Source organism: Streptococcus sp. SG2, assembly GCF_030439925.1.
GTDB lineage: Bacteria > Bacillota > Bacilli > Lactobacillales > Streptococcaceae > Streptococcus > Streptococcus gordonii.
The window spans coordinates 419,817-445,444 of record NZ_JAQFJD010000001.1; the positions used below are offsets into that span (position 1 = coordinate 419,817).

The 25,628-nt window shown below is 38.6% G+C and carries 27 protein-coding genes; 3 read left to right on the forward strand and 24 right to left on the reverse strand.

Annotated features, from left to right (window positions below; translation table 11 throughout):
- Positions 1 to 20: 20 nt before the first annotated feature.
- From proB to PCY09_RS02100, 15 genes are all read right to left on the reverse strand, one after another.
- Positions 21 to 1,130 (reverse strand): glutamate 5-kinase, encoded by a 1,110-nt coding sequence (gene proB / locus PCY09_RS02030; protein WP_061595734.1) that lies wholly within the window; start codon positions 1,128 to 1,130, stop codon positions 21 to 23.
- A gap of 256 nt (positions 1,131 to 1,386) precedes the next feature.
- On the reverse strand, positions 1,387 to 2,151 hold the full coding sequence (locus PCY09_RS02035; RefSeq protein ID WP_045502872.1) for a (S)-acetoin forming diacetyl reductase: 765 nt from the start codon (positions 2,149 to 2,151) through the stop codon (positions 1,387 to 1,389).
- A 457-nt stretch (positions 2,152 to 2,608) separates the two neighbouring features.
- Positions 2,609 to 3,499 (reverse strand): RluA family pseudouridine synthase, encoded by an 891-nt coding sequence (locus PCY09_RS02040; RefSeq protein ID WP_045634857.1) that lies wholly within the window; start codon positions 3,497 to 3,499, stop codon positions 2,609 to 2,611.
- Complete coding sequence (lspA, locus tag PCY09_RS02045) at positions 3,483 to 3,950, reverse strand: signal peptidase II (RefSeq protein ID WP_045634858.1); 468 nt, start codon at positions 3,948 to 3,950, stop codon at positions 3,483 to 3,485. Before lspA ends, PCY09_RS02040 begins: the two co-directional genes overlap by 17 nt.
- Positions 3,947 to 4,855 (reverse strand): LysR family transcriptional regulator, encoded by a 909-nt coding sequence (locus PCY09_RS02050; RefSeq protein WP_048779550.1) that lies wholly within the window; start codon positions 4,853 to 4,855, stop codon positions 3,947 to 3,949. Before PCY09_RS02050 ends, lspA begins: the two co-directional genes overlap by 4 nt.
- 94 nt (positions 4,856 to 4,949) lie before the next feature.
- Positions 4,950 to 5,873 carry a TDT family transporter gene (locus PCY09_RS02055; RefSeq protein ID WP_045634860.1) on the reverse strand — a complete coding sequence of 308 codons (924 nt, stop codon included), beginning with the start codon at positions 5,871 to 5,873 and terminating at the stop codon, positions 4,950 to 4,952.
- A gap of 45 nt (positions 5,874 to 5,918) precedes the next feature.
- Positions 5,919 to 6,785, reverse strand: a complete 867-nt coding sequence (locus PCY09_RS02060) for a GNAT family N-acetyltransferase (RefSeq protein ID WP_045634861.1) — start codon at positions 6,783 to 6,785, stop codon at positions 5,919 to 5,921.
- 94 nt (positions 6,786 to 6,879) lie between these two features.
- On the reverse strand, positions 6,880 to 7,836 hold the full coding sequence (locus PCY09_RS02065) for an ABC transporter permease (RefSeq protein WP_045502853.1): 957 nt from the start codon (positions 7,834 to 7,836) through the stop codon (positions 6,880 to 6,882).
- Position 7,837: 1 nt separating this feature from the next.
- Complete coding sequence (locus tag PCY09_RS02070; RefSeq protein WP_045634862.1) at positions 7,838 to 8,896, reverse strand: ABC transporter permease; 1,059 nt, start codon at positions 8,894 to 8,896, stop codon at positions 7,838 to 7,840.
- On the reverse strand, positions 8,889 to 10,424 hold the full coding sequence (locus PCY09_RS02075; RefSeq protein ID WP_061601967.1) for an ABC transporter ATP-binding protein: 1,536 nt from the start codon (positions 10,422 to 10,424) through the stop codon (positions 8,889 to 8,891). The genes PCY09_RS02070 and PCY09_RS02075 overlap by 8 nt, the downstream gene beginning before the upstream one ends.
- Before the next feature lie 139 nt (positions 10,425 to 10,563).
- Positions 10,564 to 11,622, reverse strand: a complete 1,059-nt coding sequence (locus PCY09_RS02080; protein ID WP_020992636.1) for a BMP family protein — start codon at positions 11,620 to 11,622, stop codon at positions 10,564 to 10,566.
- Positions 11,623 to 11,692: 70 nt separating this feature from the next.
- On the reverse strand, positions 11,693 to 12,082 hold the full coding sequence (locus tag PCY09_RS02085) for a cytidine deaminase (protein WP_008808721.1): 390 nt from the start codon (positions 12,080 to 12,082) through the stop codon (positions 11,693 to 11,695).
- A complete protein-coding gene (gene deoC / locus PCY09_RS02090; protein WP_045773983.1) occupies positions 12,069 to 12,731 on the reverse strand; it encodes a deoxyribose-phosphate aldolase in 663 nt (220 codons plus the stop codon). The genes PCY09_RS02085 and deoC overlap by 14 nt, the downstream gene beginning before the upstream one ends.
- A 16-nt stretch (positions 12,732 to 12,747) precedes the next feature.
- Positions 12,748 to 14,025: a pyrimidine-nucleoside phosphorylase gene (locus PCY09_RS02095; protein WP_048775851.1), complete on the reverse strand. Its 1,278-nt coding sequence runs from the start codon at positions 14,023 to 14,025 to the stop codon at positions 12,748 to 12,750.
- Positions 14,022 to 14,615, reverse strand: a complete 594-nt coding sequence (locus PCY09_RS02100; RefSeq protein ID WP_048775849.1) for a class I SAM-dependent methyltransferase — start codon at positions 14,613 to 14,615, stop codon at positions 14,022 to 14,024. Before PCY09_RS02100 ends, PCY09_RS02095 begins: the two co-directional genes overlap by 4 nt.
- A gap of 106 nt (positions 14,616 to 14,721) precedes the next feature.
- Here PCY09_RS02100 and coaA point away from each other — a divergent pair, with 106 nt between their 5' ends.
- The 3 genes from coaA (at position 14,722) to PCY09_RS02115 (ending at position 17,669) form a co-directional block, all read left to right on the forward strand.
- Positions 14,722 to 15,642: a type I pantothenate kinase gene (gene coaA, locus PCY09_RS02105; RefSeq protein ID WP_125376441.1), complete on the forward strand. Its 921-nt coding sequence runs from the start codon at positions 14,722 to 14,724 to the stop codon at positions 15,640 to 15,642.
- Positions 15,643 to 15,738: 96 nt separating this feature from the next.
- A complete protein-coding gene (gene rpsT, locus PCY09_RS02110; protein ID WP_081105536.1) occupies positions 15,739 to 15,987 on the forward strand; it encodes a 30S ribosomal protein S20 in 249 nt (82 codons plus the stop codon).
- Between the two features lie 230 nt (positions 15,988 to 16,217).
- Positions 16,218 to 17,669 carry an alpha-amylase gene (locus PCY09_RS02115; RefSeq protein WP_185760614.1) on the forward strand — a complete coding sequence of 484 codons (1,452 nt, stop codon included), beginning with the start codon at positions 16,218 to 16,220 and terminating at the stop codon, positions 17,667 to 17,669.
- 147 nt (positions 17,670 to 17,816) lie between these two features.
- Here PCY09_RS02115 and PCY09_RS02120 read toward each other — a convergent pair whose 3' ends face one another.
- From PCY09_RS02120 to PCY09_RS02160, 9 genes are all read right to left on the reverse strand, one after another.
- On the reverse strand, positions 17,817 to 19,223 hold the full coding sequence (locus tag PCY09_RS02120; RefSeq protein ID WP_061599021.1) for a cell wall metabolism sensor histidine kinase WalK: 1,407 nt from the start codon (positions 19,221 to 19,223) through the stop codon (positions 17,817 to 17,819).
- Complete coding sequence (locus PCY09_RS02125) at positions 19,213 to 19,887, reverse strand: response regulator transcription factor (RefSeq protein WP_125397030.1); 675 nt, start codon at positions 19,885 to 19,887, stop codon at positions 19,213 to 19,215. Before PCY09_RS02125 ends, PCY09_RS02120 begins: the two co-directional genes overlap by 11 nt.
- 130 nt (positions 19,888 to 20,017) lie before the next feature.
- A complete protein-coding gene (locus PCY09_RS02130; protein WP_096755253.1) occupies positions 20,018 to 20,473 on the reverse strand; it encodes a hypothetical protein in 456 nt (151 codons plus the stop codon).
- A 183-nt stretch (positions 20,474 to 20,656) separates the two neighbouring features.
- Positions 20,657 to 21,460: an SDR family oxidoreductase gene (locus PCY09_RS02135; protein WP_061593323.1), complete on the reverse strand. Its 804-nt coding sequence runs from the start codon at positions 21,458 to 21,460 to the stop codon at positions 20,657 to 20,659.
- A 14-nt stretch (positions 21,461 to 21,474) separates the two neighbouring features.
- Complete coding sequence (locus tag PCY09_RS02140) at positions 21,475 to 21,801, reverse strand: multidrug efflux SMR transporter (RefSeq protein WP_008808733.1); 327 nt, start codon at positions 21,799 to 21,801, stop codon at positions 21,475 to 21,477.
- A 50-nt stretch (positions 21,802 to 21,851) separates the two neighbouring features.
- The gene (locus PCY09_RS02145) at positions 21,852 to 22,136 is read right to left on the reverse strand and encodes a helix-turn-helix domain-containing protein (protein WP_096755255.1); all 285 of its coding nucleotides are present in this window, start codon (positions 22,134 to 22,136) and stop codon (positions 21,852 to 21,854) included.
- 182 nt (positions 22,137 to 22,318) lie between these two features.
- A complete protein-coding gene (locus PCY09_RS02150; protein ID WP_125397028.1) occupies positions 22,319 to 24,862 on the reverse strand; it encodes a M1 family metallopeptidase in 2,544 nt (847 codons plus the stop codon).
- Between the two features lie 130 nt (positions 24,863 to 24,992).
- The gene (locus PCY09_RS02155) at positions 24,993 to 25,319 is read right to left on the reverse strand and encodes a hypothetical protein (protein ID WP_125397027.1); all 327 of its coding nucleotides are present in this window, start codon (positions 25,317 to 25,319) and stop codon (positions 24,993 to 24,995) included.
- A gap of 8 nt (positions 25,320 to 25,327) precedes the next feature.
- Positions 25,328 to 25,624 carry a hypothetical protein gene (locus PCY09_RS02160; protein WP_125377865.1) on the reverse strand — a complete coding sequence of 99 codons (297 nt, stop codon included), beginning with the start codon at positions 25,622 to 25,624 and terminating at the stop codon, positions 25,328 to 25,330.
- Between the last annotated feature and the right edge of the window lie 4 nt (positions 25,625 to 25,628).

The window sequence follows — 25,628 nt, forward strand, 5'->3', positions numbered from 1 at the left end:
GCTTCTCCTTTCCTCGTCTTCTAAAATTCTGCAAATAAATCATTCAACTCCGGTGTCAGAGAAATCCAGTCATCCCGATGAATGACAACACCTTTAGGTTTATTGGACTTGAGCATATCTTTAAGAGCTGACTTGCCAAAACGCACGCGCCCTTTACCAAGAATAGTTCCGCTACCTTCTTCGTAAACCGTTACTGTATCTTGATAGGCAAAGCTACCCGATACAGATACAAGACCAGACACCAACAAACTTTTACCATTGTTTCTGAGAGCGTCGGCTGCTCCTTGGTCTACATAGATTTCCCCTTGACTTTTAGCATAGAAAGCCAGCCATTGCTTCTGCGTTTTTAGCCCCTTTTCCTGGGCCAAAAAGAAGCTGCCATCCTTGGTTTCCTCCGCAGCTTCTAGTAGAGCATCCGTCTTGAGCGAGGAGCAGATATAGACCGGAACACCAGACATGGTCGCAAGCGTTGCAGCCTTAATCTTTGTCAGCATGCCACCAGTTCCGTTACTTGATCCAGCGCCACCTGCCATATCAATCAACTCAGAGCTAATCTTCTCAATCTTTTCAAGCCGGCGGGCATCTGGATTGGTAGAGGGATTGGCTGTGTAGAGTCCATCTACATCTGTCAAGAGCACCAAGAGGTCCGCCTGAACCATGGCTGCCACCTGAGCACTCAGTGTATCATTATCCCCAACCTTGAGCTCCTCAATGGCCACCGAGTCATTTTCATTGATGATAGGAATAGCTCCGCGATTCAGTAAGACAGATAAGGCTTGATGGGCATTCTTGTAACGCCGCTTATCTGCAAAATCATCCTGGGTCAAAAGAATCTGAGCAGAAATGATTTGTTTCAAAAGAAGATTGGTTGTATATTCTTCCAATAGCAAACCCTGTCCAACCGCAGCTGAAGCTTGTTTATCTGCTACCTTGGTCGGTCGCTTTTTAAAGCCCAGAGAAGAAAAGCCTGCCGCAATAGCTCCTGATGAGACCAAGATTAACTCATGTCCCGCCTCATGCAAGAGAGCCAACTGCCGAGTAATTTCCTTTACCTTAGCGCGTGACAGACTACCATCTGCATTTGTCAATGACGAAGTTCCCACTTTAAATACGATTCGCTTTGCTTTCATTTCCTTTTCCTTCACTGCTAGATTGTCTTATTATACCATGATTTACGGAAAATAAAAACGACCGTGATTGAAGCGGTCGAGGGGGTGAAGGACGTTATTTTACTTGAACGGTATACAGCGAGCATTAAATAACTGTTCGTCGATTTTAAAGCTATCTTTGATAAAATAGCTTCAACTAACTAAAATTTTTTCTATAAAGGACGTAAAAAACTGCGACCAATTGATCACAGTTTTGAACGAATCTTTTGAACATTTCTTAATGGAATTGCATGCCACCATCAACGATAATAGTTTGACCAGTAATGTAGTCTGAATCTGGCCCTGCTAGGAAGCTAACAGCTGCTGCAACATCTTCTGGTTCAGAGAGACGTTTCAGCGTGATATCTTTAGCGAATGTTTGCATACCCCACTCATCATCTTTGCCAGCATTTTTTCCGACTTCATGAGCGATATCAAACATCATTGGTGTCTTCACGATACCTGGCGCATAAGCATTGACTGTAATTCCAGAGTCGGCTAAATCACGCGCTAATGTTTGAGTGATTCCACGAACCGCAAATTTCGTACCACCGTAGACTGTCAAATTAGGATTTCCCACAACACCTGCCTGAGATGTAGCGTTGATAATCTTGCCTCCATGGCCAAGAGCCTTGAATTGTGCTTGAGCCGCTTGAGATCCCCAAATGACGCCACCTACGTTAATGGCAAAAGTACGTGTAAATTGTTCTTCTGTGATGGTATCAAGTGGTGTTGTTGGTGCTACACCAGCATTATTGACAACAACATTTAAATCCCCAAAATGATCAACGACTTTTTGGAAGGCGGCAGCTACCTCTGCTTGTTTAGACACATCTGCAACTACAGCAAAGGTCTTAGTAGCAGATAACTCTGCAACAGCCTTTTCAACAGTTTCCGCATTATAGTCCAATAGTCCGACTTTAAATCCATCTTGAACCAAGCGCTTTGCAATCGCAAAACCAATCCCTTGACCTGCACCTGTAACAATAGCAACTTTTGACATATGATTCCTCCTTGGTATCCATGATACCGCGACACGTTCATAGCTGAACAGCAAAGGGTTTACAAGTTAGTTATGGCAAAAAATTTCATTATGAAACTTCTGTCAGAGCTATGCTACGATTATACAACTATGTGAAAACTGTGTCAAACTTTTGCAGTTTTATAGATTATTGATAAATCCTATGATGTATCTTGTAGCAGGTATATTAGGAACTTGTAGCATTACTTTAATTTTTTTGGTTATGAAATTTGGGGATAAAGCACAGTTCCGGTATGTCATAACTAAACTATCTTGATTAGGCTTGATTGGGCTAAACTCCAATTGATAGATATTCGGGTGATAGGAAAATTTAACTTGGCACATGATTAATTCTCCTCTTTAATATAAAAAAACAGCCGCAAGGCAGCTTCAAAAGCTCCTAGGGACTGTTTTGTATTTTAATAATGAATGAACCTGATTATTCTTGACGTAGCTTTTTCAAGGTTTCTTGGAAAATAGCTGGCGCTTCAGCTGTAAATTCTAGCATTTCACCAGTTCGAGGATGGGTAAAGCCTAATGTTCGCGCGTGCAGAAACTGGCCATGTCCTTTTAAAGTCTTACGAGGTCCATAGACCTCATCTCCAGCTACAGGGTGTCCGATGTAGGCCATGTGAACGCGGATTTGATGAGTTCGTCCTGTTTCCAACTGAAGCTCAACCAAGCTATAGTCACCAAAACGCTCCAAGACTTGGAAACGCGTCAGAGCTGACTTGCCTTTGGCCGTCACAGCCTGCTTCTTGCGGTCTTTTTCACTACGGCCAATCGGAGCCTCAATCACTCCGCGGTCATTAGGTAGATTTCCATGAACAATAGCCCAATACTTGCGTAGGGATTTCTTATCCTTGAGCTCATCAGCCAGAGCCACATGGGCATGGTCATTCTTAGCAATCATGAGAAGCCCTGAAGTGTCCTTGTCAATCCGATGGACAATCCCCGGCCGGAGAACTCCATTGATGCCAGACAGGTCTTTGATGTGATACATAAGAGCATTGACTAGAGTGCCACTAGTATGACCTGCAGAAGGATGGACCACCATACCCTGCGGTTTATTGACAACTGCCACGTCCTCATCTTGATAGACGATTTCTAACGGAATATCCTCTGCTACATACTCAACTTCCTCAACCTCTGGTAGTTTGTAAGAGATGACATCGCCCTCTTTAACAGTGTACTTAGCTTTTTTTACCAAGCCATTTACTAAAATCTTACCTGTCTTAATTTGTTCATTAGCTAGGCTTCTTGACAAATCAGTTAAATCAGCGACGGCTTTATCTAAACGCGCCCCAGCCTGCTCAACTTTCACTTCCATTAGTTTCTTCCTTTATGATGACTAGGAGCATGATTAAAACTCCAAAAGTTAGATAGGTATCCGCAACATTAAAGACTGCAAAATTGATAAAATCAACTTGGAACATATCGACAACAAATCCTTGGCGCAAGCGATCAATAAAATTACCTAAACCACCTGCAATAATCAAGGTCAACCCACTGATAAGCCAAAATGAACCTTTTATATTTTTTATCAAATACCAGATGGCTCCTCCAATCACAAGGAGTGTGATAATTGTAAAGAGCCACTGCTGATTCTCTAAAATAGAAAAAGCAGCTCCTGTGTTTTGAAGATATGTTAGGCTCATGATTGAAGGAATGAATCCCTTAACCTCACCTAATTTAATATTAGAGACAATAGTCCACTTAACCAACTGATCTAAAACAATCAGCAAGACAATCGTAAGGGGAATGGTTATTTTTCTTCTCATACTTTTCTCTTCTTCTCAAAATATTCTTTCATAACAGCTACAAATGCCTCTCCAACTTGAGATAGTTCAACCTCAGAACGTTTGACATAAACCATTTTATTATCTAGAGCATCCTTGACTGGAATCACTGTAATGCCATTCACACTATTACTATCCAAGAAACCTGATCCAGTCGCATAGGCATCTGTTCTTTCTAAAATACCATTCAATGTGGCCCGGTCGGTCACATTAAACATCTGGGAACTAGCGCTGGTATCCACCAAGTTTTCAGAATAATAGAGATACTCATCTTTTTCTTGAGTAAATCGAACGGTAGGTAGGTCAGTCAAATCATCCATAATCAATTCTTTTTTATTGGTCAGCGGATGATCCTCCCTTAGATAAATATGCGTCTGGAAAGGAATGAGCTCAATAACTTCTAAACCAAGCTTGTCTATTTTTTGCATAATTCCCTTAGTGTTCTGATTGTTAAGATAGATGATTCCTATCTCGCTATGACCTTGGGCTATTTCATCTAGAATCTGGACGGTAGTCGATTCAAATATCCGAAAATTCTTATATGCTGGATATAACTTTGAAAACTCTGTGATAAGAGGGGGTAAGAAATCATAGTGCTGACTAGCAATAGAAAATTCGTCCTTTTCTTCCTCAGGATTAGCATACTGATTTTGGAAAATATCAAAGCCCTTTACCAATTCCTGAGCCCGCTCATAGAACTCCATTCCTCGACGAGTTAAAAAGGTCCCACTACTAGTTCTCCGAAAAATCTTAAAACCAAGCTCTTTTTCTAAATCTCTCACGGAAATGGAAAGACTCGGTTGGCTGACATACATTTTTTCTGCCGCTTCTCGAAAAGTTCCACTATTTGCAATAGCAACCACGTATCGTAATTGTTGAATATTCATTTTATCTTCCTCATGTAAAGTATTGATATTATACCATAAATTCGTTCTTTCATAAAGAAATGGAGGGTCTCTAAACTAGAGATCCTCTTTTACACTATTCTGATAATGCAAATATGTCTTTTAAATACAGGAAAGTTACTCTTAGAACAACAACTAAAGCGATTAGCACTTCACATACATAAATAATTTGTCCAGTAATTCCTATATTATAATGCAATAAGAAAGTTTTTAGGGCTGTTGCTGAAATCACTAAAGGAAAAGTAAAGGCGGAAAATCCTGCAGAAAAAGGTCTTCTCAAAAGACTTGGAAGTTGATATAGAATAAAGAAATAAAGTATCTGCCCAAAAACGATAAGGAATAAGAGCAAAAGATTGTTTGGATTTGGGAAACTAGCTACATAAGCCGCTGTTATCAATGAAACCGGAGCGCAAAACGTCGTCATATTCGGCAGAATCGCTTCTGTTAGTCCAATCTTAAAAGTCTTATAAAAAACAATTGGCAAAACTAGAATGGTAGCAAGAAGACAATACCAAAAGATTATCTGCCCAAGAAAGAATTGATCAGAAACAAAGATTGTCAAAGGAGCTACGCCAATTCCTACAAAGAGAACAGTCCAAGAAGGATAAACATTTTCCCACTTGAAAGGAATAAGAAACGAAAAGAAATAATAAATCATCAAAAAGACTAAGCCGATAAAACTAATCCACCACAGAATTCGAGCCAAGAACATGGTCCAAGATCCCCAAAATGTCCAGCTTGCCAGATAGCTTGAAAGCAACATCCCTTGCATGAAGAAAGTCGGAAAGACAGATGCAATGAGAGGATCTCTTAACTGTTTTCTAACCAGTTTTTTATATGAGACCATACCAAATATCAAATGAATTAAAAAGAAAACTGCTAGCCCAGCAAAGAAATACCGTAAAATCTGACTCAAACTTCCAATCAAGTTTCCAATGGCTAACAAACCTAATACTAGACCAGATTGGACCAACAAGGGTTCTCTTCTCTTTATCTTCATAATTTCTTCTCCAAAATGGCCAAAGTTAAACTAACCATGACCTTTTTATAAATTATCTTTTCTTTCCAGGTAAACTATTTCCGACTTTTTCTCAAAACCCAACCTTTGATATAATCTCAAGGCACCAGTGTTTACAACTTCAACAACTATTTGACAAAGTCGGCCATTGATTTTGTGTAAATCGTTTAGAATATATTTGACTAGATAGGACCCTAATCCTTGGCCTTGATACCCTTTTTCCACTGCCAAACCAAATAAGTAATTGGTTCCTAAGCTGACATCTACCGAACAAGATGCACGAACTCGTCCATCCTTACGTAAGACATATAAGCGACAAGTTTCATCAAGTACAGCCTCTCTGGCATACTTTTCTGCACAAGTCAATGTAGTACCAAACTCTTGCGATTGAAAATTTGCGATATCACTAATTAAACTTAGGTCTGCTAAAGCAACTTCTATATCTGAAACATCATCCAAATAGAATTGACGAGAATCTTGTTCCAGCCAAATCTCATTCTCATCTATGTTAGCAGAATATTTATTCCAAAAATCTGGATATCGATCTAAAAAATTCGTTTCTGAAATATAATGGATATTAATAAGCTGATAACGCTTAGCAGTCTTCTTAAATTCATTTACTAGTACCTTAGCTATGCCTTGACAGCGATAAGCAGGAGCAACATAAATAGACACTTCTGCTTCATGTGGTTCATCAGCATATATTGATAGAAAGCCAACCAAAGCCTCGTCTACAAACGCTAAGATAAAAGCAGGCATGTTGGGATTGTCATTATAATTGCTGTCTAAATATGGAATTCTATATGTCTGATCTACTTGGTTACATTCTTTTACTATCGAAAACGCATCATTCTTTTCTTTGTCAGACAATTGAACTCTTACTTGTATATTCATCTTACACTCCTAAATTGTTATGGACATTATACCACATAATACAATTTTCCTCTCCATAAAACAAAAAAGAAACAGGAAAAATTCCTGTTTCACTTTATTTAGATTTGATATAGTTAATACCATCCGCCTTAGGTGCAACAGCTTTTCCGAAGAAGAGTGCTAGGACAAGAATTGTCAAAACGTAAGGCGCAATCTGCAAGTAAACCGCTGGAACATGAGATAGAAATGGTAATTGACTTCCGATAACTGCTAAACTTTGAGATAATCCAAAGAAAAGACTTGAAAGCATTGCTCCAATTGGATCCCATTTACCAAAGATCATAGCTGCTAGAGCAATGAAACCTGGTCCAATGATTGTTGTTGCAGCAAAGTTAACTGAGATTGATTGTGCGTAGATCGCTCCACCGACACCACCGAGGAATCCAGAAATTATTACTCCCCAATAGCGCATCAGATAAACATTAATTCCCAGTGTATCTGCAGCTTGTGGATGTTCACCAACAGAGCGAAGACGAAGACCAAATTTCGTCTTAAACATGATGAACCAAGCGACAAAGGCAAAACCTACAGCCAAGTAACCCATCAGACTGGTGTGTTTGAAGAAAATATCTCCAATAACAGGGATATCAGACAGGATTGGGAAATTAAATTTACCAAAAGAAACTCGAATGTTATCAGTTTGACCTTTTCCGTAAAGAGCTTTTACTAAGAAAATTGCCAAGGCAGGTGCCATCAAGTTCAAAACTGTACCACTGACAACATGGTCTGCACGAAAGTTGATAGTAGCGACTGCGTGAATAAGTGAGAAAACAAGTCCGACTATTCCACCGACCAAAAGGGCCAACCAAGGTGTTAAACTTCCGAAAGTACTTTCAAACGTAAGGTTGAAAACAACACCTGAGAAAGCACCCATCACCATGATACCTTCAAGTCCCACGTTAACAACACCTGAATGTTCAGAGAAGGCACCACCAATACTAGTGAAGACCAAAGGAGCTGCATAAATAAGCATTGACGACACTAACAAATTTAGCATTGAGACAAAATTCATCTTATTTACCTCCCTTTTCTTGTTTGCGTGGTTTGATAAAACGTTCAATAATGTAATGAACACTTACAAAGAAGATGATAGCTGCTGTTACAATGCTGACCAATTCTGAAGGAATCGTTGCAACATTCATACCTGGAGCTCCAACTTGAAGTACTGCAAACAGGAAGGCTGCAAAAGGAATTCCCACAGGAGAATTACTTGCAAGAAGACTAACTGCCATACCATTGAAACCAACACTTAATGAGCTACCTTGAACATATACGTTTTGGAATGTACCAAGTCCTTCTACTACTCCTCCGACACCAGCAAGGGCACCAGAAATGATCATTGAAAGGATAATTGTACGTTTTGCTGACATACCAGCATACTCACTTGCATGTGGATTGATACCAACTGAACGAATTTCAAAACCAAGTGTCGTTTTCTTAAGAAGGAACCATACAAAAACAACTGCAATAATTGCAAAGAAGATTCCGATGTTCATCCGCGAATTATTGGTCAAAGCACGCAACCACTCTGTCTGATAGGTGGCGTTAGGGCCAACAGTGATACTAGAATCCACACTCTGCATGACAGATTTCGGGAAACTATGGATAAAGGCATTACCAACATATAGAACGATATAGTTCATCATGATCGTTACGATGACCTCTGATGTTCCAAGGTAAGCACGTAAAATACCAGGAATCGCACCAATAATACCACCCGCTACAATACCAAGGAATACAGTCATGATGAGCATAAGTGGGCGCGGTAAATTTGGAAATGATAGGGCAAACCAACCGGCAGTAATCCAGCCAGCCAAAGCTTGACCAGGCAAACCAACGTTGAAGAAGCCGGCTCTACTAGCCACTGCAAAACCAAGGGCGATCAAGATCAGTGGTCCCATTGCACGAGAGATTTCCCCCAAACTTCTTAGAGTACCAAAGGCTGTTTTGAAAAGTTCTTCATACCCCCAAATAGCATCGTAGCCAAAAATCCACATGATAATCGCACCGAGTAAAATCCCAAGAACGACAGAAATCAAAGGAACGGCAATCTGCTGTGTTTTCTTAGACATTAGAATCTCCCTTCTTTAGTTCTCCTCCGGCCATCAAAATACCAAGTTCTTGTTTGTTGGTTTCAGCTGGCGTTACGATACCTTGAATTTTACCGTCATGAATAACAGCGATTCTATCAGATAAATTGAGAATCTCATCCAATTCAAAGCTGACAACAAGAACTGCTTTTCCTTTATCACGCTCACCAATTAAACGTTTATGGATATACTCAATCGCACCAACGTCTAATCCACGTGTAGGCTGACTAACAATTAGAAGGTCTGGATCACGGTCTACTTCACGAGCAATAATTGCCTTTTGCTGATTACCTCCAGATAGAGCTGATGCAGGAACATAATCATTTGCTGCACGAACATCGAACTCTTCCATCAGTTTACGAGCATAATTATGAATATTAGTATAATTCAAAATACCATTCTTGCTCAGTGGTTCTTTATAGTAAGTTTGTAAAGCAATATTTTCAGAAATAGTCATATCAAGGACCAAACCATCACGGTGGCGGTCTTCAGGAACGTGACTGACCTTCATTTCCGTAATCTTACGAGGAGGCAAGCCAACTACATTCTTACCTTTTATATTAATAGTTCCTGATTTAACTTTACGCAAACCAGTAATCGCTTGAATTAATTCACTTTGTCCATTTCCGTCAATTCCGGCAATACCAACGATTTCACCTGCACGAACATCAAGTGATAAATTCTTGACAGCTGGAATACCACGGTTTTCATTAACAACTAAATCCTTGATTGAAAGAATGACTTCTTTTGGTTGAGGAGGATTTTTTTCTGTTGTAAATGAAACAGAACGTCCTACCATCATTTCAGCTAGATCTTGGTTTGTAGCACCAGCAATCTCAACCGTTTCAATACTTTTACCACGACGAATAACTGTAACACGATCAGAAACTGCACGAATTTCATCCAACTTGTGCGTAATCAAAATGATCGATTTCCCCTCTTTGACAAGGTTCTTCATAATGATCATTAATTCGTCGATTTCAGCTGGTGTTAATACAGCTGTTGGTTCGTCAAAAATAAGGATGTCAGCACCACGATAAAGAGTTTTTAAGATTTCAACACGTTGTTGAGCGCCGACTGAAATGTCCTCGATTTTTGCAGAAGGATCTACGGCAAGTCCATATTTTTCAGATAATTCTTTTATCTCTTGGATTGCTTTTTTGATGTCTAGAACACCATTCTTAGTAATTTCACTTCCTAAAATAATATTCTCGGCAACAGTAAATGCTTCGACCAGCATAAAGTGTTGGTGCACCATTCCAATACCTAAAGAGGCTGCTTTCGATGGTGAGTCTAGTTTAACAACTTGCCCATTTACTGCAATTTCACCACTAGTAGGCTCAAGCAATCCTGCCAACATATTCATCAAAGTAGATTTACCTGCTCCGTTTTCTCCTAAAAGAGCATGAATTTCACCACGACGAAGATGAAGGTTAATTTTGTCATTTGCAACAAATTGTCCAAAGATTTTGGTAATCTCCCGCATTTCGATGACATTTTCATGTGTCATTGTGATCCCATCCTTTCAAAACTTTTATTTCAATAGAACCTACTAAGAGTTAGTAAGCTCTATTGAGACAAAACCTTTTGTCTCAATCTCAAAGAAGCGATCTCTCTAAGATCGCTTCCTGAGAGTCAATGTTTGAATTTTATTCTGCAGGAACTTTGATGCTTCCGTCAAGAATTTTAGCTTTAGCATCTTCTACTGCTTTTTTAGCATCATCTGACAAAGCTTTAGTTGTCAAATCAACACCACCATCTTTCAAACCATAAACTGTTGTTTTACCACCAGGGAATTGGTTTTTAGATGCTTTGGTTGCGATGTCTTTAACTGTTCCACCAACTTTTTTCAAGGTAGAAGCAAGAACGAAGTTAGATTCTTTACCATCTTTAGATTTAAATTTTCCTTCGGCTTCTTGGTCACGGTCCACACCAATAACCCAAACTTTTTCGCTTTCGTTTCTTGTTTCATTGATTGATTTCGCTTCGTTGAAGACACCAGCACCTGTACCACCAGCTACTTGATAAATGATATCAGCACCTGCTGTATATTGTGCAGCGGCGATTGTTTTACCTTTAGCAGCATCACCAAATGATTCTGCATATTGAACATCAATCTTGATAGATGGGTCTACTGATTTAACACCAGCTTCGAAACCTTTTTCAAAACGAGTCAATACGGCACCTTTAATACCACCTACAAATCCAACAACTTTTGTTTTAGTTGTTTTCGCTGCAGCTACACCTGCAAGATAAGCTGCTTCGTTATCTGCAAACAAAGCAGAAGCGACATTGTCTTGACCTTTGATTTCATCATCAATGATGACATAGTTGATGTCTGAGTGGTCTTTGGCAGCAGCTTCTACAGCGTTACGAAGAGCAAATCCAATACCAAAAATTGCTTTATAACCACTTGATGCAGCTTGCTCAAGGTTATTAGCATACTCAGATTCGTTTGTTGATTGGAAGTAAGTGAAACCATGATCTTTTGAAAGACCGTTTTCTTTACCCCATTCTTGCAAACCTTCCCATGCTGATTGGTTGAATGACTTGTCATCAACACCACCAGTATCGGTTACGATAGCAGCTTTCAGATCTGTTTTAGCATCTGAATTGCTATTTGAGCGAGATGCACGGTTACCACATGCAGCAAGTCCTACTGCTGCGACAGCTACTAGACCAAGGCCTAGCCATTTTTTCTTGTTCATTTCTGAACCTCCTAAATAAGATATGCAACAATGTTGCAAAATTGTGTGGTCAGATGACCCAGACTACCAACTATTTTAAGTCGGTAAAAGAATATGGAAGTAATTCCCCGACCGTCATCACGACCGTCGATTTATCTTTAGCGACTAATGTCACTTTTAGATCTTTATTAAAAAATTCTGCCATCACTTGACGACATGCTCCACATGGAGAAATTGGCTTTTCTGTCTGCCCATAGACAATCAGCTCTTCAAACTCAAGTGCTCCTTCAGAAACTGCTTTAAATATTGCTGTTCGTTCACCACAGTTTGTCAAACCAAAACTAGCATTCTCAACATTAACTCCAGTGAAGACACGGCCATCTTTAGCAACTAGTACAGCACCAATTGGAAAGTGAGAATATGGAACATACGCATTTTTGCTTGTCTCTACGGCCAAATCGATTAAATCAGTAGTTGCCACTAGCTGTTTCCCCTTTCATGATAGCAACACCTGATGAAGCACCAATCCGAGTAGCTCCAGCTTTAATGAAAGCTTGAGCATCATCATAAGAACGAGCGCCTCCAGATGCTTTAACTCCCATATCAGGACCAACTGTTTGTCTCATCAAAGCTACATCTTCTACAGTAGCACCACCAGTTGAAAAGCCAGTCGATGTTTTTACAAAGTCGGCTCCAGCTTTTTGGGAAATTTGACAGGCCAGAACTTTTTCTTGATCAGTCAAAAGGCAAGTTTCAATAATGACCTTCACAAGTTTCTCACCACTTGCTTCTACTACTGCTTGAATATCTTTTTCAAGCAAATCCAAGTTGCCAGACTTGAGAGCGCCAATATTGATTACCATATCGATTTCATCAGCCCCATTTTCAATCGCATTTTTTGTTTCAAATGCCTTTACTTCAGGAGTGGTTGCCCCCAAAGGGAAACCTATAACTGTACAAACTTTTACATCAGATCCGCTTAGTTCTTCAGCTGCAAGCTTTACCCAAGTTGGATTAACGCAGACACTTGCAAAATCATATTCTTTGGCTTCTTCAATTATTTTTTCAATTTGCTCTTTTGTTGCTTCCGGCTTTAAAAGAGTATGGTCAATGTATTTGTTCAATTTCATTTTTTCTCCTTTAAACTCAAGAAATGACCTCAATGATTTCGCTTACTTTTTTCCGTTCGACATCTATTCTAACATTTTTTTTGAATTCTGTAATCATTTCCTCAGAGATTTTTTGGTTAGCATAGATTTTAGCAACTACTTCACCTGATTGAACAGCTTCGCCAACTTTTTTCTCAAAAACAATTCCAGTTTCATAATCTAAGTTGTCAGATTTAACTGCTCGACCAGCACCTAAACGCATAGCAAATAAACCGAATTCCATAGCTGGTAGTTCAGAAATGAAACCAGACTGATCTGCAGTGATGTCTACTATATACTGGGCTGAAGATGGCCTATAAAGGTCCTCCAAGTCACCGCCCTGTGCTTGAATCATAGCTTCAAACTTTCTGAGAGCAGAGCCGTTCATTATGTGCTCGCGAACTTCCTCTACAGTTTTTTCTACATTTGCTAAGCTAAGCATAATCTGAGCCAACTCACAGATAAAATGGGTTACATCTTCTCTGCCTTTTCCTTGAAGGATCTCTAAAGCCTCAAGAATCTCTAAACGATTACCAATGCTTGTTCCCACAGGTTGGCTCATATCTGTAATAACAGCTACTGTTCGTCTGCCTACAGCTTTACCTAACTCAACCATAGTCTGAGCAAGGCGACGCGCATCTTCAATATTCTTCATAAAGGCGCCTTCACCAACTGTCACATCTAGAAGAATACTATCTGCTCCGGCAGCAATCTTCTTACTCATAACAGAGCTCGCAATTAGAGGAATTGTGTCGACTGTTGCGGTCACATCACGAAGAGCATAAAGCAACTTATCAGCTTTCACAAGTTGATCTGACTGACCAATTACAGAAAGCCCGATTTCTTGAACTTGTTTGATAAATTCTTCTTGACTGCGCTCCACTTGAAATCCTTTTACAGATTCCAGTTTGTCAATAGTTCCGCCCGTATGACCTAGACCTCGACCACTCATCTTTGCAACTGGTACACCAAAGCTAGCAACCAAGGGAACAAGGATTAAGGTAACCTTGTCACCAACACCACCAGTAGAATGCTTATCCACTTTAATACCAGAAATTTCTGATAAGTCAATTTGCTGACCTGTTCCTACCATTGTCATAGTCAAGTCTGAAATTTCTCTGGTTGTCATTCCCTTAAAGTAAATAGCCATTGCAAAAGAAGACATTTGATAATCGGGCACTGTACCAGCAACATAACCATCAATCAACCATTGAATTTCTTCTTTTGTTAATTCCAAACCATCACGTTTTTTTTGAATAATGTCGACAGCTCTCATTCTAGTTTCTCACTCCTTAAAATATAGTAGCCTTTATCTTTTTTGACAACTTCACAATTTCCAAAAACTTCTTCCATTTTGGCTTTAGCGCTTGGCGCCCCCTGCTTCTTCTGTATGACGATAGTTAGGTCACCACCTACCGTCAAATGCTCAAGGCTACCTGCAATAACTTGATGAACTACTTGCTTCCCAGCTCTAATGGGAGGATTACTAATTATATGGTCAAAAACTCCAGTTACTTGATCATAGACATTAGATTGAAAGATTTCCGCTGAAACCCCATTAAGTTCTGCGTTTTTTCGGGCTAAATCCAAAGCACGCAGATTAATATCCACTAAGGTGGCTTTCACAGCTTGCGATTTTACTAATGTTAAACCTAATGGACCATAACCACAGCCCAGATCCAAAATAGTATCCCCTATAGAAAAATCTATGGTAGACAGGAGGACCTGACTACCATAATCGATCATCTTCTTGCTAAAGACGCCAGCATCCGTAAGGAAGGTCATTGGTTGACCTAATAAATTCAGTTGTAATTTATGGATATCGTGCTTAGCATCCGGATTTTCTGCAAAATACATCTTTGACATAAATTAATTTTATCACAATTTTACCTAAAATGTAAACCGTTTACAATATTTTCTACAATTTTTTTTAACAATATGGTATACTAATCAAGTTGATAGGAGAAAAAATATGACAAACGAATTTCTTCATTTTGATAGAATTAGCCGAGAAAGATGGCAACAATTACATAGAAAAACAACACCGCCATTAACTGAAGAAGAATTAAATTCAATAAAAAGTTTTAATGATGAAATTAGTTTGCAAGATGTTATGGATATCTATTTACCATTAACTAATCTGATTCAAATTTATAAGAGAGCCAAAGAAGATCTTGCTTTTTCAAAGGGAATATTTCTACAAAAAACCTTAAAAAAACAGCCTTTTATCATTGGTGTTTCTGGTAGCGTAGCAGTTGGAAAGTCGACAACAAGCCGCCTTCTCCAAATTTTACTTTCTAGGACATTTGAAAATGCAAGAGTTGAACTCGTAACGACAGACGGTTTTTTATATCCAAACTCTGTCTTACAGAAACATGACCTTTTAAATAGAAAAGGCTTCCCTGAAAGTTATAACATGGAACTTCTTCTAAATTTCTTAGATCACCTAAAAAACGGACAAACTTATCAGGTTCCTGTCTACTCTCATGAAATCTATGATATTGTTCCAAATCAAACACAGACAATCCAAGTTGCTGATTTCGTCATTGTTGAAGGGATTAATGTTTTTCAAAATCCTCAAAATGAACGTCTCTATATAACAGATTTCTTTGATTTTTCTATTTATGTAGACGCTGAGGTTGAGAATATCGAGAAATGGTATCTTGATCGTTTTGGTAAATTATTGGACTTGGCTAGACAGGATTCAAAGAACTACTACCATCGCTTCACCCAAGAACCAGTTGAAGATGTTATGAAAATGGCTCGCAACATATGGAAATCTATTAATTTAGTTAACTTAAAAGATTATATTGAGCCAACTCGCAATCGCGCTGAATTAATCCTTCATAAAGCTCATAACCATGAAATAGATGAGATTTACTTAAAGAAATAACTATAATCGATTGAAATCAAGTGATATTTTTTTAAAAGAATAATTAAGGCTTGTCAAATGCGAACTTTTCATATATAATTAGATAGTTAGTATACATTGGAGGTGAAAAACTTGGCAAACATTAAATCAGCTATCAAACGCGCTGAATTGAACGTTAAACATAACGAAAAAAACTCAGCTCAAAAATCAGCTATGCGTACTGCAATCAAAGTTTTTGAAGCAAACCCAACTGAAGAACTTTACCGCGCTGCTAGCTCAGCTATCGATAAAGCAGAAACTAAAGGTTTGATCCACAAGAACAAAGCTAGCCGTGATAAAGCACGTCTTGCAGCAAAACTTGGTTAATCAATTAACTGCATACAAAATGAGCTCTTCGGAGCTTTTTTTGCGCCTTAATTCATTGGGATGCGATTTTGCTACTTCTAAACGATCATAATTGTACAGTATTTGAGATAAGGTTCAAAAAACAGTGACGCAAACTTTTGCGTCCTCCTTCTATTTTTGATAAAATAGCGGTAAATCTGACACGAATACATTCTAGGAGTCAGAATAATTGATTGAATAAGGAATTTGATATGAAAAACCAAACTTTAATGCAGTATTTCGAATGGTATCTGCCAGATGATGGCCAGCATTGGAATCGATTAGCAATGGATGCGCCAAATTTAGCGGCCAAAGGGATTAAAAAAATATGGATGCCTCCGGCTTTTAAAGCAACTGCCTCAAATGATGTCGGCTATGGCATTTACGACTTATTTGATTTAGGAGAGTTTGATCAAAAAGGAACCGTTCGGACTAAGTATGGATTAAAAGAAGAATATCTTCAAGCGATCCAAACACTAAAAGACAATGGAATCGATCCAATTGCTGATGTCGTTTTAAATCATAAGGCTGCAGCCGACGGAACTGAAACATTTACGGTTATTGAAGTAGATCCAAATGACCGTACTACTGCTATTTCTGAGCCCTTTATGATTAAAGGATGGACTCACTTTACTTTTCCAGGAAGAAACAAGCAATATAATGACTTTGAATGGCATTGGTACCATTTTACTGGAACTGACTTTGATGCAAAAAGTCGTCGGTCTGGAATTTATTTAATTCAAGGTGACAATAAAGGTTGGGCGAATGACGAGCTGGTAGACAGCGAAAACGGAAACTATGACTATCTAATGTACGCCGATCTGGACTTCAAACACCCAGATGTTATTAAAAACCTATACGATTGGGCTAGATGGTTTATCGAAACTACAGGTATACAGGGTTTCCGCTTGGATGCAGTTAAGCATATAGATTCCTTCTTTATGGCCAACTTTATTCGAGATATTTTGCAAGAATATGGTGATGATTTCTACGTTTTCGGAGAGTTTTGGAATAATGATGAAGCTGCTAATAATGACTACTTAGAAAATATTGACTATCGCTTCGACCTTGTCGATGTTAAATTGCATACTAATCTTTTTGAAGCGAGTCAAAAAGGTGAAGAATATGACTTGCGTACTATTTTTGATCATACTTTAGTGAAAAACCACCCTGAATCAGCAGTGACATTTGTAGAAAACCATGATACTCAGCGTGGTCAAGCACTTGAATCGACTGTGGAAGAATGGTTTAAACCAGCGGCTTATGCTCTTATTTTACTTCGAGAGTCTGGACTACCATGTATTTTCTATGGAGACTACTATGGCATAAATGGTGAATTCGCTCAGCAAGATTTCCGAGAAGAGATTGACAAACTATTAGACCTTCGTCTAAACCTAGCTTATGGTGAAGAGACCGACTATTTTGATGACCCAAATTGTATCGGATGGACAAGGGCTGGTCAAGAAGGTAGTCAGCCTATCGCAGTTCTAATTTCAAATGCTACTGCTACGTCAAAACGGATGTATTTTGGACAAGATTGGTCAGGGCACGAGTGTTCGGACTACCTGGGTAATTGCCAAACAATTGTCACTATCGATGAAGAAGGCTGGGGAGAGTTCCCTGTTGAAGAACAATCTGTTAGCGTTTGGTCTATTAAAAATTAAAAATCAGCTCTTTGAGCTGATTTTTAAATACAACAACAAAGCTTGGCTTAATAAAGCCAAGCTTTTTAGAATCACTATATATCTGTTAATCCTATTTTGACAAAGACAATGATGTCTATCCAATAGCTTCTCTTTAGAATAAAACCTTCAATCTTTTTTCCCATCACTCAATCGTCCAACTCGTTTCTTGCTTTCTGATTTGATTGAAATTTTGACTTCAAAAATGGTACCTTTAGGTCTATTATCTTTAACAGTAATTGTACCCTTTAGAGCATCGGCTATTTGTTTTGCAAGAGATAGACCTAGACCAAAACCACCCTTTTGTCTTGTTCTAGCCTTATCAACCCTATAAAAACGATCAAAAATTTTCTTTTTGTCTTCATTATTGATTCCAGGGCCGTTATCGGACACTCGTAAGTATAGAGAACGGTCTTTTGACCATACTATAAACTTAATAACCCCATCTTCTTCTGTATATTTCACAGCATTATCAAAGAGAATAGTCATCAGCTGTTTTAGAAGTGTTCTATCTGTCTTGATGTTGTGGTCGATATGATTTTCGTAGATAAATACTTTCTCATTTTCATCCGCAATGATTTCATAGTTGGCAAATGTTGTAGTGAAAAATTCTGGTTCAACTTCAGTAATTTCAGCCTTAATGCCATCATCTCTTCTTGCAAGATTCAATAGATTAGTTGTTAGCATCCGCATATTCCGAACTTCTTCCAGACTGGAGGCAATATTTTCACTAGATTCCATAATCGTAGCTTCCGGTTTTCGGAAAAGAGTTTCCAAACGGTTCTGCAAAACAGCTAAAGGAGTACGCAACTCATGGCTGGCGTTTTCAACAAAAGATTTTTGCTTCTGCATACTGTCTATTAGAGGCTTCACGCTGACCCGAGCCAAATAAATACTGGCAATAATTGAAATTAACCAGAAACTAATCATAACAATGACAATGATTTGTTCATGATTCTGACTGGTTTGCTCCAATTGATTGACATTAATCAAAACTGCTGCATATTTTACTTTGTTCAAAAGATTCCCAGATAAGAATTCGCTTGGATTAATCTCAAAAACCAACATACGATAGAGTTCTTCTTGACCATAGTTGTTTTTCAAAGTAGTCTGAATAATTTTACCTACATCCTTTTTCTTGATTGAAATCTTTTTTAAACTAAGAAAATGATCTGCAGTAGTCAATGGTTTCAAGTCTTCATCGAACAAGACTGCTTCAGTGTTCGAATTCACCTTCAGATTATCCATTGGTCCAGGGTCTGGGGCGTCTTGTGGCCCAGTATCATCATCAGATGACTGACCCTCATCAATCGTTGGTTGCATATTGGCTGCACGAGCCAAAGCAAGGTGGAGGACAGATCTGGGATTCTGACTTAAACTTTTTAAATTATCGTCAACTGTTGTATAAAGCCCTGAGCGCATAATCTGAATGATTAAAAGAGTCATGGCCGAGAAAATAAGTGTGAATACACCAAAATAGCGAATGAAATATGAAAAATCATCCGCATAAAAAGTTCGTCTAAGTTTATTCAGCATTCTTCAAAATGTAACCGACACTGCGAAGGGTTTGCATATTGTTCGCAAAAGTCGTTCCTTTCAATTTTTTCCGAATTTTTGAGACATAGACTTCAACGACAGAAATGGTAGTATCACTGTCAAAGCCCCAGAGTCGATCAAAAATCTGAGTTTTAGGTAGAATTACGTTTTGGTTCTGCAAGAAATAAACTAATAAATCAAATTCTTTTCCTAGTAATTCTACTTCTTTTCCGTTCACCAATGTGGTATTGGTAGAGAGGTTTACTGTTACATCACCATATGATAAGGTATTTTCATTAAATTTTCCTGAACGCTTGAGTAAGGCTTGGATCCGCATCTTTAATTCTTCTAAATAAAACGGCTTGGTTAGATAGTCATCTGCACCCAATTCAAAACCATGCCCTTTATCATCTAAACTTTCTTTAGCAGTCATGATGAGAACAGGAGTTGAGACTCCTTTTTCACGCAAGTCTTTTAAAACTTGAAAGCCATCTTTTTCAGGGAGCATCAGATCAAGTAAAATCAAATCATAAACACCGCTTTCGGCTTCATAGTGTCCTTCTTCACCATCAAAAACCTGCATGACATCCGCAAAGTCATCTAAGAAATCAAATACAGAGTTCGACAACCCTAAGTCATCTTCTACTAGTAAAATCTTAATCATCTTGTTCTCCTCCTGCTATAAGATACTGATCTGCTTCATCTAAGATTATGTAAAATAAAGAATTTTTGTCCCATTTTTTTGGATCTTAGTATAATTCTTTAATTATTATATCATGACTTTAACAAATGGATTAAGATTTTGTAGCGTTTTCTTCATTATTTTGATTAGAATTGCTTTCCTTATCCTTTGTACTTCCATCTGCATTGGCTGGCTTCTTCTTAGAATTGCTACCGCCTTCTTGATTATTATTTCCTTGTGGTGGCTGTCCTCCTGGCCCTCCAGGTCCACCGTTACCACCAGGACCACCTTGTCCATCTTGACCATTCATTTGAGGTGGCATACCATTTCCATTATTTTCACCCTGTCCTTGAGGCGGTTGTCCACCGGGACCTTGCATATTATTGCCATCTTGATTATTTTGCTGCGTTTTCGATGTTTGAACGGTTGACTGCTGATTTGTTGCTTTTTGCGTCAAAGAACCGAATGTATAGCCACCAAGCAAGCCGACTACTAAAGAACCTGTCGCTACTACCGATAGCCACCACTTGGTGCTTTTTTCTACAACAATCATTTTCTCTTTATTCATTCTAGGTTTTTCCTTCTTTCTGTTTTAAGTTTCTGTGATAAAGTAAAGAAGTTTTACTTCATGAATTCACCACATCCTTTCTTTAGGTTACATACATTTTAATTATTTTTTCTTAAAGTGACCTAAATTTTTTCTTAAAGAATACTAAATGATGAGAAAATTCTTAGAAAAATAATAGAAAATTTATCCAAAATATTTTTTTAAAATACGACCGTATCGTCTCAGTAAAAGATAATCCGCTATTGCTGGGGATAGCAGGTTCAATGTTGTAAAAATCTTTGTACCTTGTCCCATCAAAATCACTCTTTTACGAGATTTTATACCTTTAAGTAAAGCTTGGATTACTTGATTTGTACTTGATATAGAGATCCCCATCTCTCTCCAAACTGGATGATAAGGCTTTTCTGATGGTGTATCTGCTGCATTGGGGCAAAAATAAGTTAGATGCATTTTTTTCTTCTCCTGTTTTAATTCTCGATTCATTGATTCGATAAAAGAAAAAAGTCCGGCGCGGCTCGCCACATCTACACTATAATAGGGAAAGGCCAGCCTACCATCTGCAAAACCTCCTGAATGCACAATGGTTGCTCCTTTTTGATTTTTTAACAAAGGTAAAAAATGTTTGCTGACAAGAATAGCCCCTATTAGGTTAATCGTCATAGTCTGATTGATCTCCTCCTCAGAGTGAGATAATAAAGATTTTCGAACATCAAATCCCGTTGCATTAATAACAATATCTATATTATCCGACCACTTTTGAACTTCAGACACTGCAACTTTAATAGAAGTTTCATTTGTTATATCTACCGAGCAAATTGGAATGTTGGAAGCAATATCCTCAGAAAAAGCAGCTAATTTATTCATATTGCGACCTAAAAGAAATAAATGAGAACCCGCTTGAAAAAAAGCTTGTGTGTATGCTTTTCCCAAATTACCACTAGCACCAATAATAACGACCTTTTTATTTTTAAAATAATTGTCACACATAACATACCCCCTCATTAGTGAACCTTTTGCGATAAGTTTAATATTACGAGTCCCACAATAACCAAAGCAATTCCCAAGAGGCTTGCGAACGTTACTTTTTCATGAAAAAGCAAAATAGATAGTACTGTTGTTCCAACCAAACCAACACCCGACCAAATAGCATACACTAGATTTAGTTGCATGCCTTTCAAAGACAAGGATAAAAAGAAAAAACACAAGCCATACAAAACTAAAGCAAGAATCCCAAAAAGCATTTTCGAAAAACCTTGCGACAGTTTTAACAGACTTGTGGCTGCTATTTCAGATACAATAGCAAGAGTTAAATAAACATAAGACATCATTGTCCTCCTAGAATCAATAGAATTGAAAAGCTAGTAGGTAAACAATTGATTTATCGATGAGTGGAAACGAGGCAAGTCCAAAGTGAACAAACATTGGCTAAAATCATAGACTTTATATTAGAATTCTTGTAAACAGGAATCACTTTTCGTCCACATAACTCATCTAAAGAGATCTGATAAAAATCAGCTAAGCGAATCAAACTATGACTATCTATAATTGTTTTATCATTTTCCCAATTTGAGATAGTTTGACGAGTCGTGCCCAGATATTCTGCGATTTGATTCTGACTATAGCCCTTTTGTTCTCTAAGTAATTTTAATTGTTTTCCTAACATCTGCATTTCCTCTTTATATTATTCTTTTCTTCACGAATTGGCTAGACGAAATTCTTTAACACCCTATACAATTCTAGGTAAAATTTCTTTGACATTGCTATTATAACATGATTTTTAGGATGGACACTTTATACTGACTTCCAAAAAAACAGCAGATTGCAAGATCCGCTGTTTTTTATCTATTACTTACTTGCTTTCAAAGCCTTTTCTACTGCTTCTTTTTCTCGTGTAATTAAGTCAACACGAGCTGCAATTTCTTTGATACCCATGCTGATATTACGACTGATAGCCATATCTGATAATTGAGGTTCGAAGAAAGCTTTGTATTCAGCGAGCCTTTCTGCTGTCTTAAAGGCATTAGCTGGATAGATGACAAACTTATCAAAGCTCATATCACCTCCCAAGGCCGCCTTAATCCAGCCCCAATTCTCACGAGCCCAAGCCCAAACAGTAGCTTGAGTAAAATCGTGATTGAGCAAAGGCAGATACCAGCTCATAGCTAAATCTTGTGGCTTAACAATATCTTTATTCTTCAAAGCTTCTAAAATTTGGTCAAGCGTTTCCTTATCATTAGTGTAGGCTAAAGCCGAAGCCAATTGTCTCTTGAAACTTCCATCAACTGTCGATACGTAGTTCTTCAGATATTGATCCGTCAGCTCCTTGTTCTCATGATGTTTGATTTGGTTAATCAGGATATGCAAGCGGATAGCTGCAGGAAGTTTTTCCAGATCATCTTGATGAGCTTTAAAGATGCCGTCAGCTTCTTGAGTCGCTTTTTCATCATTGGCAGCAATCAAGTTTCCAATAACGATTTGACGGACTAATTCATCCTCATCGCTTTCTCCATCTTTAGCTTCAAAGCCTAGGCGATCAAAGTTGAATCGGCTAAGTTTGATAACTAAGTCATTATAAGCTTTTTCACTCTCGCTACCTTCTTCAACAAAGATTTTCAAACCACTCAGAACAGCTTTAACCCCAGAAACAACCAAGTAAGAGCTTTCTTCTGTCAGTTTTTCAATTACTGGAACTAATTCAGCAAATGAAATGTGGCCAGCTTCTGCTAAGAGACGGCGTTCCTGCACCACTTGGAGCTTGCTGGTGCTGTCTAACTCAGTAATCGTATCTAGAATCTGGTCTAACAAGACACCTTGATAATCTGTGATATAGTGGGCTGTGTTTTCTGTATTGAAGCGCAAAGCTCCTTGGTTCTGAGCTGCCAAAGCAGAATAGTTTGGAATTTCAAGTGTTTCAGTTTCCAGTGTATCAGGCAAACCATTCCAATTACTGTTTAATGGCAGAACCCAAGTCCGCTTCTTGTCTTCATGTTCACCAATAAAGAATTGCTTCTGAGTCAACTTCAAGGTGTCATTTTCTACACGGGCAGTCAAAACAGGATAGCCAGGTTGCTCCAACCAAGAGTCCATAAAGGCTGCCACATCACGACCAGAAGCATCTCCAAGTGCATTCCAAAGATCACGTCCGATTGTATTTCCATACTGGTGTTTAGCAAAGTAGGCGTTTAAACCTTTGGCAAAGGCCTCATCACCCAACCAGCGGCGAAGCATATGCATGAGACGGCTTCCCTTGGCATATACGATTGCTGGGTCAAATAAGGTATTAATTTCGTCTGGATGATTCACCTCCACATGGACAGACTGAACCCCGTCTGTTGCATCTCGTTTCAAAGCAAGCGGAACTCCTGTTGTTTGGAAATTCTCAAAAATATTCCAAGTCGGCTCAATAGCATTGACGCAGACATATTCCATCATATTAGCAAAGCTTTCATTAAGCCAAAGGTCATCCCACCACTTCATAGTGACAAGGTTTCCGAACCATTGGTGTGCCAACTCATGGGCAACAACAAGAGCTACATCTTGTCGACTGGATACCGTAGAGTTTTCATCAACTAAGAGGTAAATCTCGCGATAAGTAACCAGACCCCAGTTTTCCATAGCACCAGATGAAAAGTCAGGCAAAGCTACATGAAGAGACTGTGGGATAGGATATTTAACTCCATAATAATCCTCATAAAACTCAATAGAACGAACAGCAATGTCTAAAGCAAATTCTAAATTACTGGCCGGATGTGCCTTTGTCGCATAGACACCGACCAGGGTTCCATTTTTAGTCTTGGCAGTTACTCCTTGCATATCACCTGCAGCGAAAGCTAGTAGATAAGACGACATACGTGGAGTTCTTTCAAACTTCCAAATACCAGTTGCTTTACGATTTTCAATGTCAATTTCTGGCATATTAGATAGAGCCAACTCGCCTTCTGCCTGGTCAAACTTCAAAGCCAAGTCAAAGGTTGCCTTAGCTTCTGGCTCATCCACGCTTGGAAAAGCTTCACGAGCAAAGTGACTCTCAAATTGTGTAGAAATGATTTCTTTTTTTACACCATCCACTGTGTAGTAAGATGGATAAATACCAGTCATATTATCCGTGATCTTACCAGTATAAGTCACCGTTACTTCAACTTGACCTGTGGCATCTAACTCGATGTAAAGAGCTTCGTTCGCATTGTCGACTGTAAAAGGACGCGCCTCCCCCGCTACTTCGACAGTTTCGATTACTAGGTCCTTTTGGTGCAGGGAAATCTTACTTGACTTAGCCTCCCCAATAATGGTCACTTTGCCTGAAAAGGTCTTATCTGTACGATTGAGATCTAGAAATAGATCGTAGTGTTCAGGAACAAAAGTGTCAATAAAGTGTGCAACTGCTTGCATGTTTTTCTCCTCATCTAAGATACAGGAATTCCTGTTCATTAAATACTTTTTGAAACCATTTTACCACATTTTAAAGCAAAGAAAAAGACAAGGATGACCTGTCTTTGTAATTCACGAGAAACTCAAAACATCAGGTTTTTCTTTTTTCTTTTTCGAGTTCTGCTATGCTTTGATTGTAGATGCGGTTTTCTTCCTGGTAGGTCTCTTGCAGACGATCCTCAAATCGTCGAATTTGTCTTTCAAATTCATCCCTATTATCCTCTAGCTGATGCAATTCATAAGTCGGGATAGAGTCGGGATTGTTACGACAGAAAGACAGGATAGATTCACTCATTCTTTCAGAGACATTTCTAGCCTCTCTTCTCATATCTTGGTAATCCCATTCATACTCACTAACTTTCTTTCGAAAAGCTATGTGCTCGTCATCAAGACGATCAATTTTTTTCTGAATATCCATAGAGCCTCCTATAAGATAGGGCTGGTCAAACTAGGCTTAGGAACAGCACCTAGTACCTCCTTGATTGAATCTGCTGCTCCACCTGTGAAGGCCCCGGATAAGTCAGCTGGTACTTGAGTGGATGCAAAAGTTTTCATGGCCTCAGCTTGACTATCTAACCAAGTTTGCAAAGCTTGACTTTCTTCAAGAAGGACAGCTCTTTTAGCTGAAATCAAGCCACGAATGGCAATACGTTCCTGAATCTTTAAATATTCTTTTTTTATACGTTCTGCTTCAGCTCGATCTTCTGTATTTGGTTCAATCATGGGT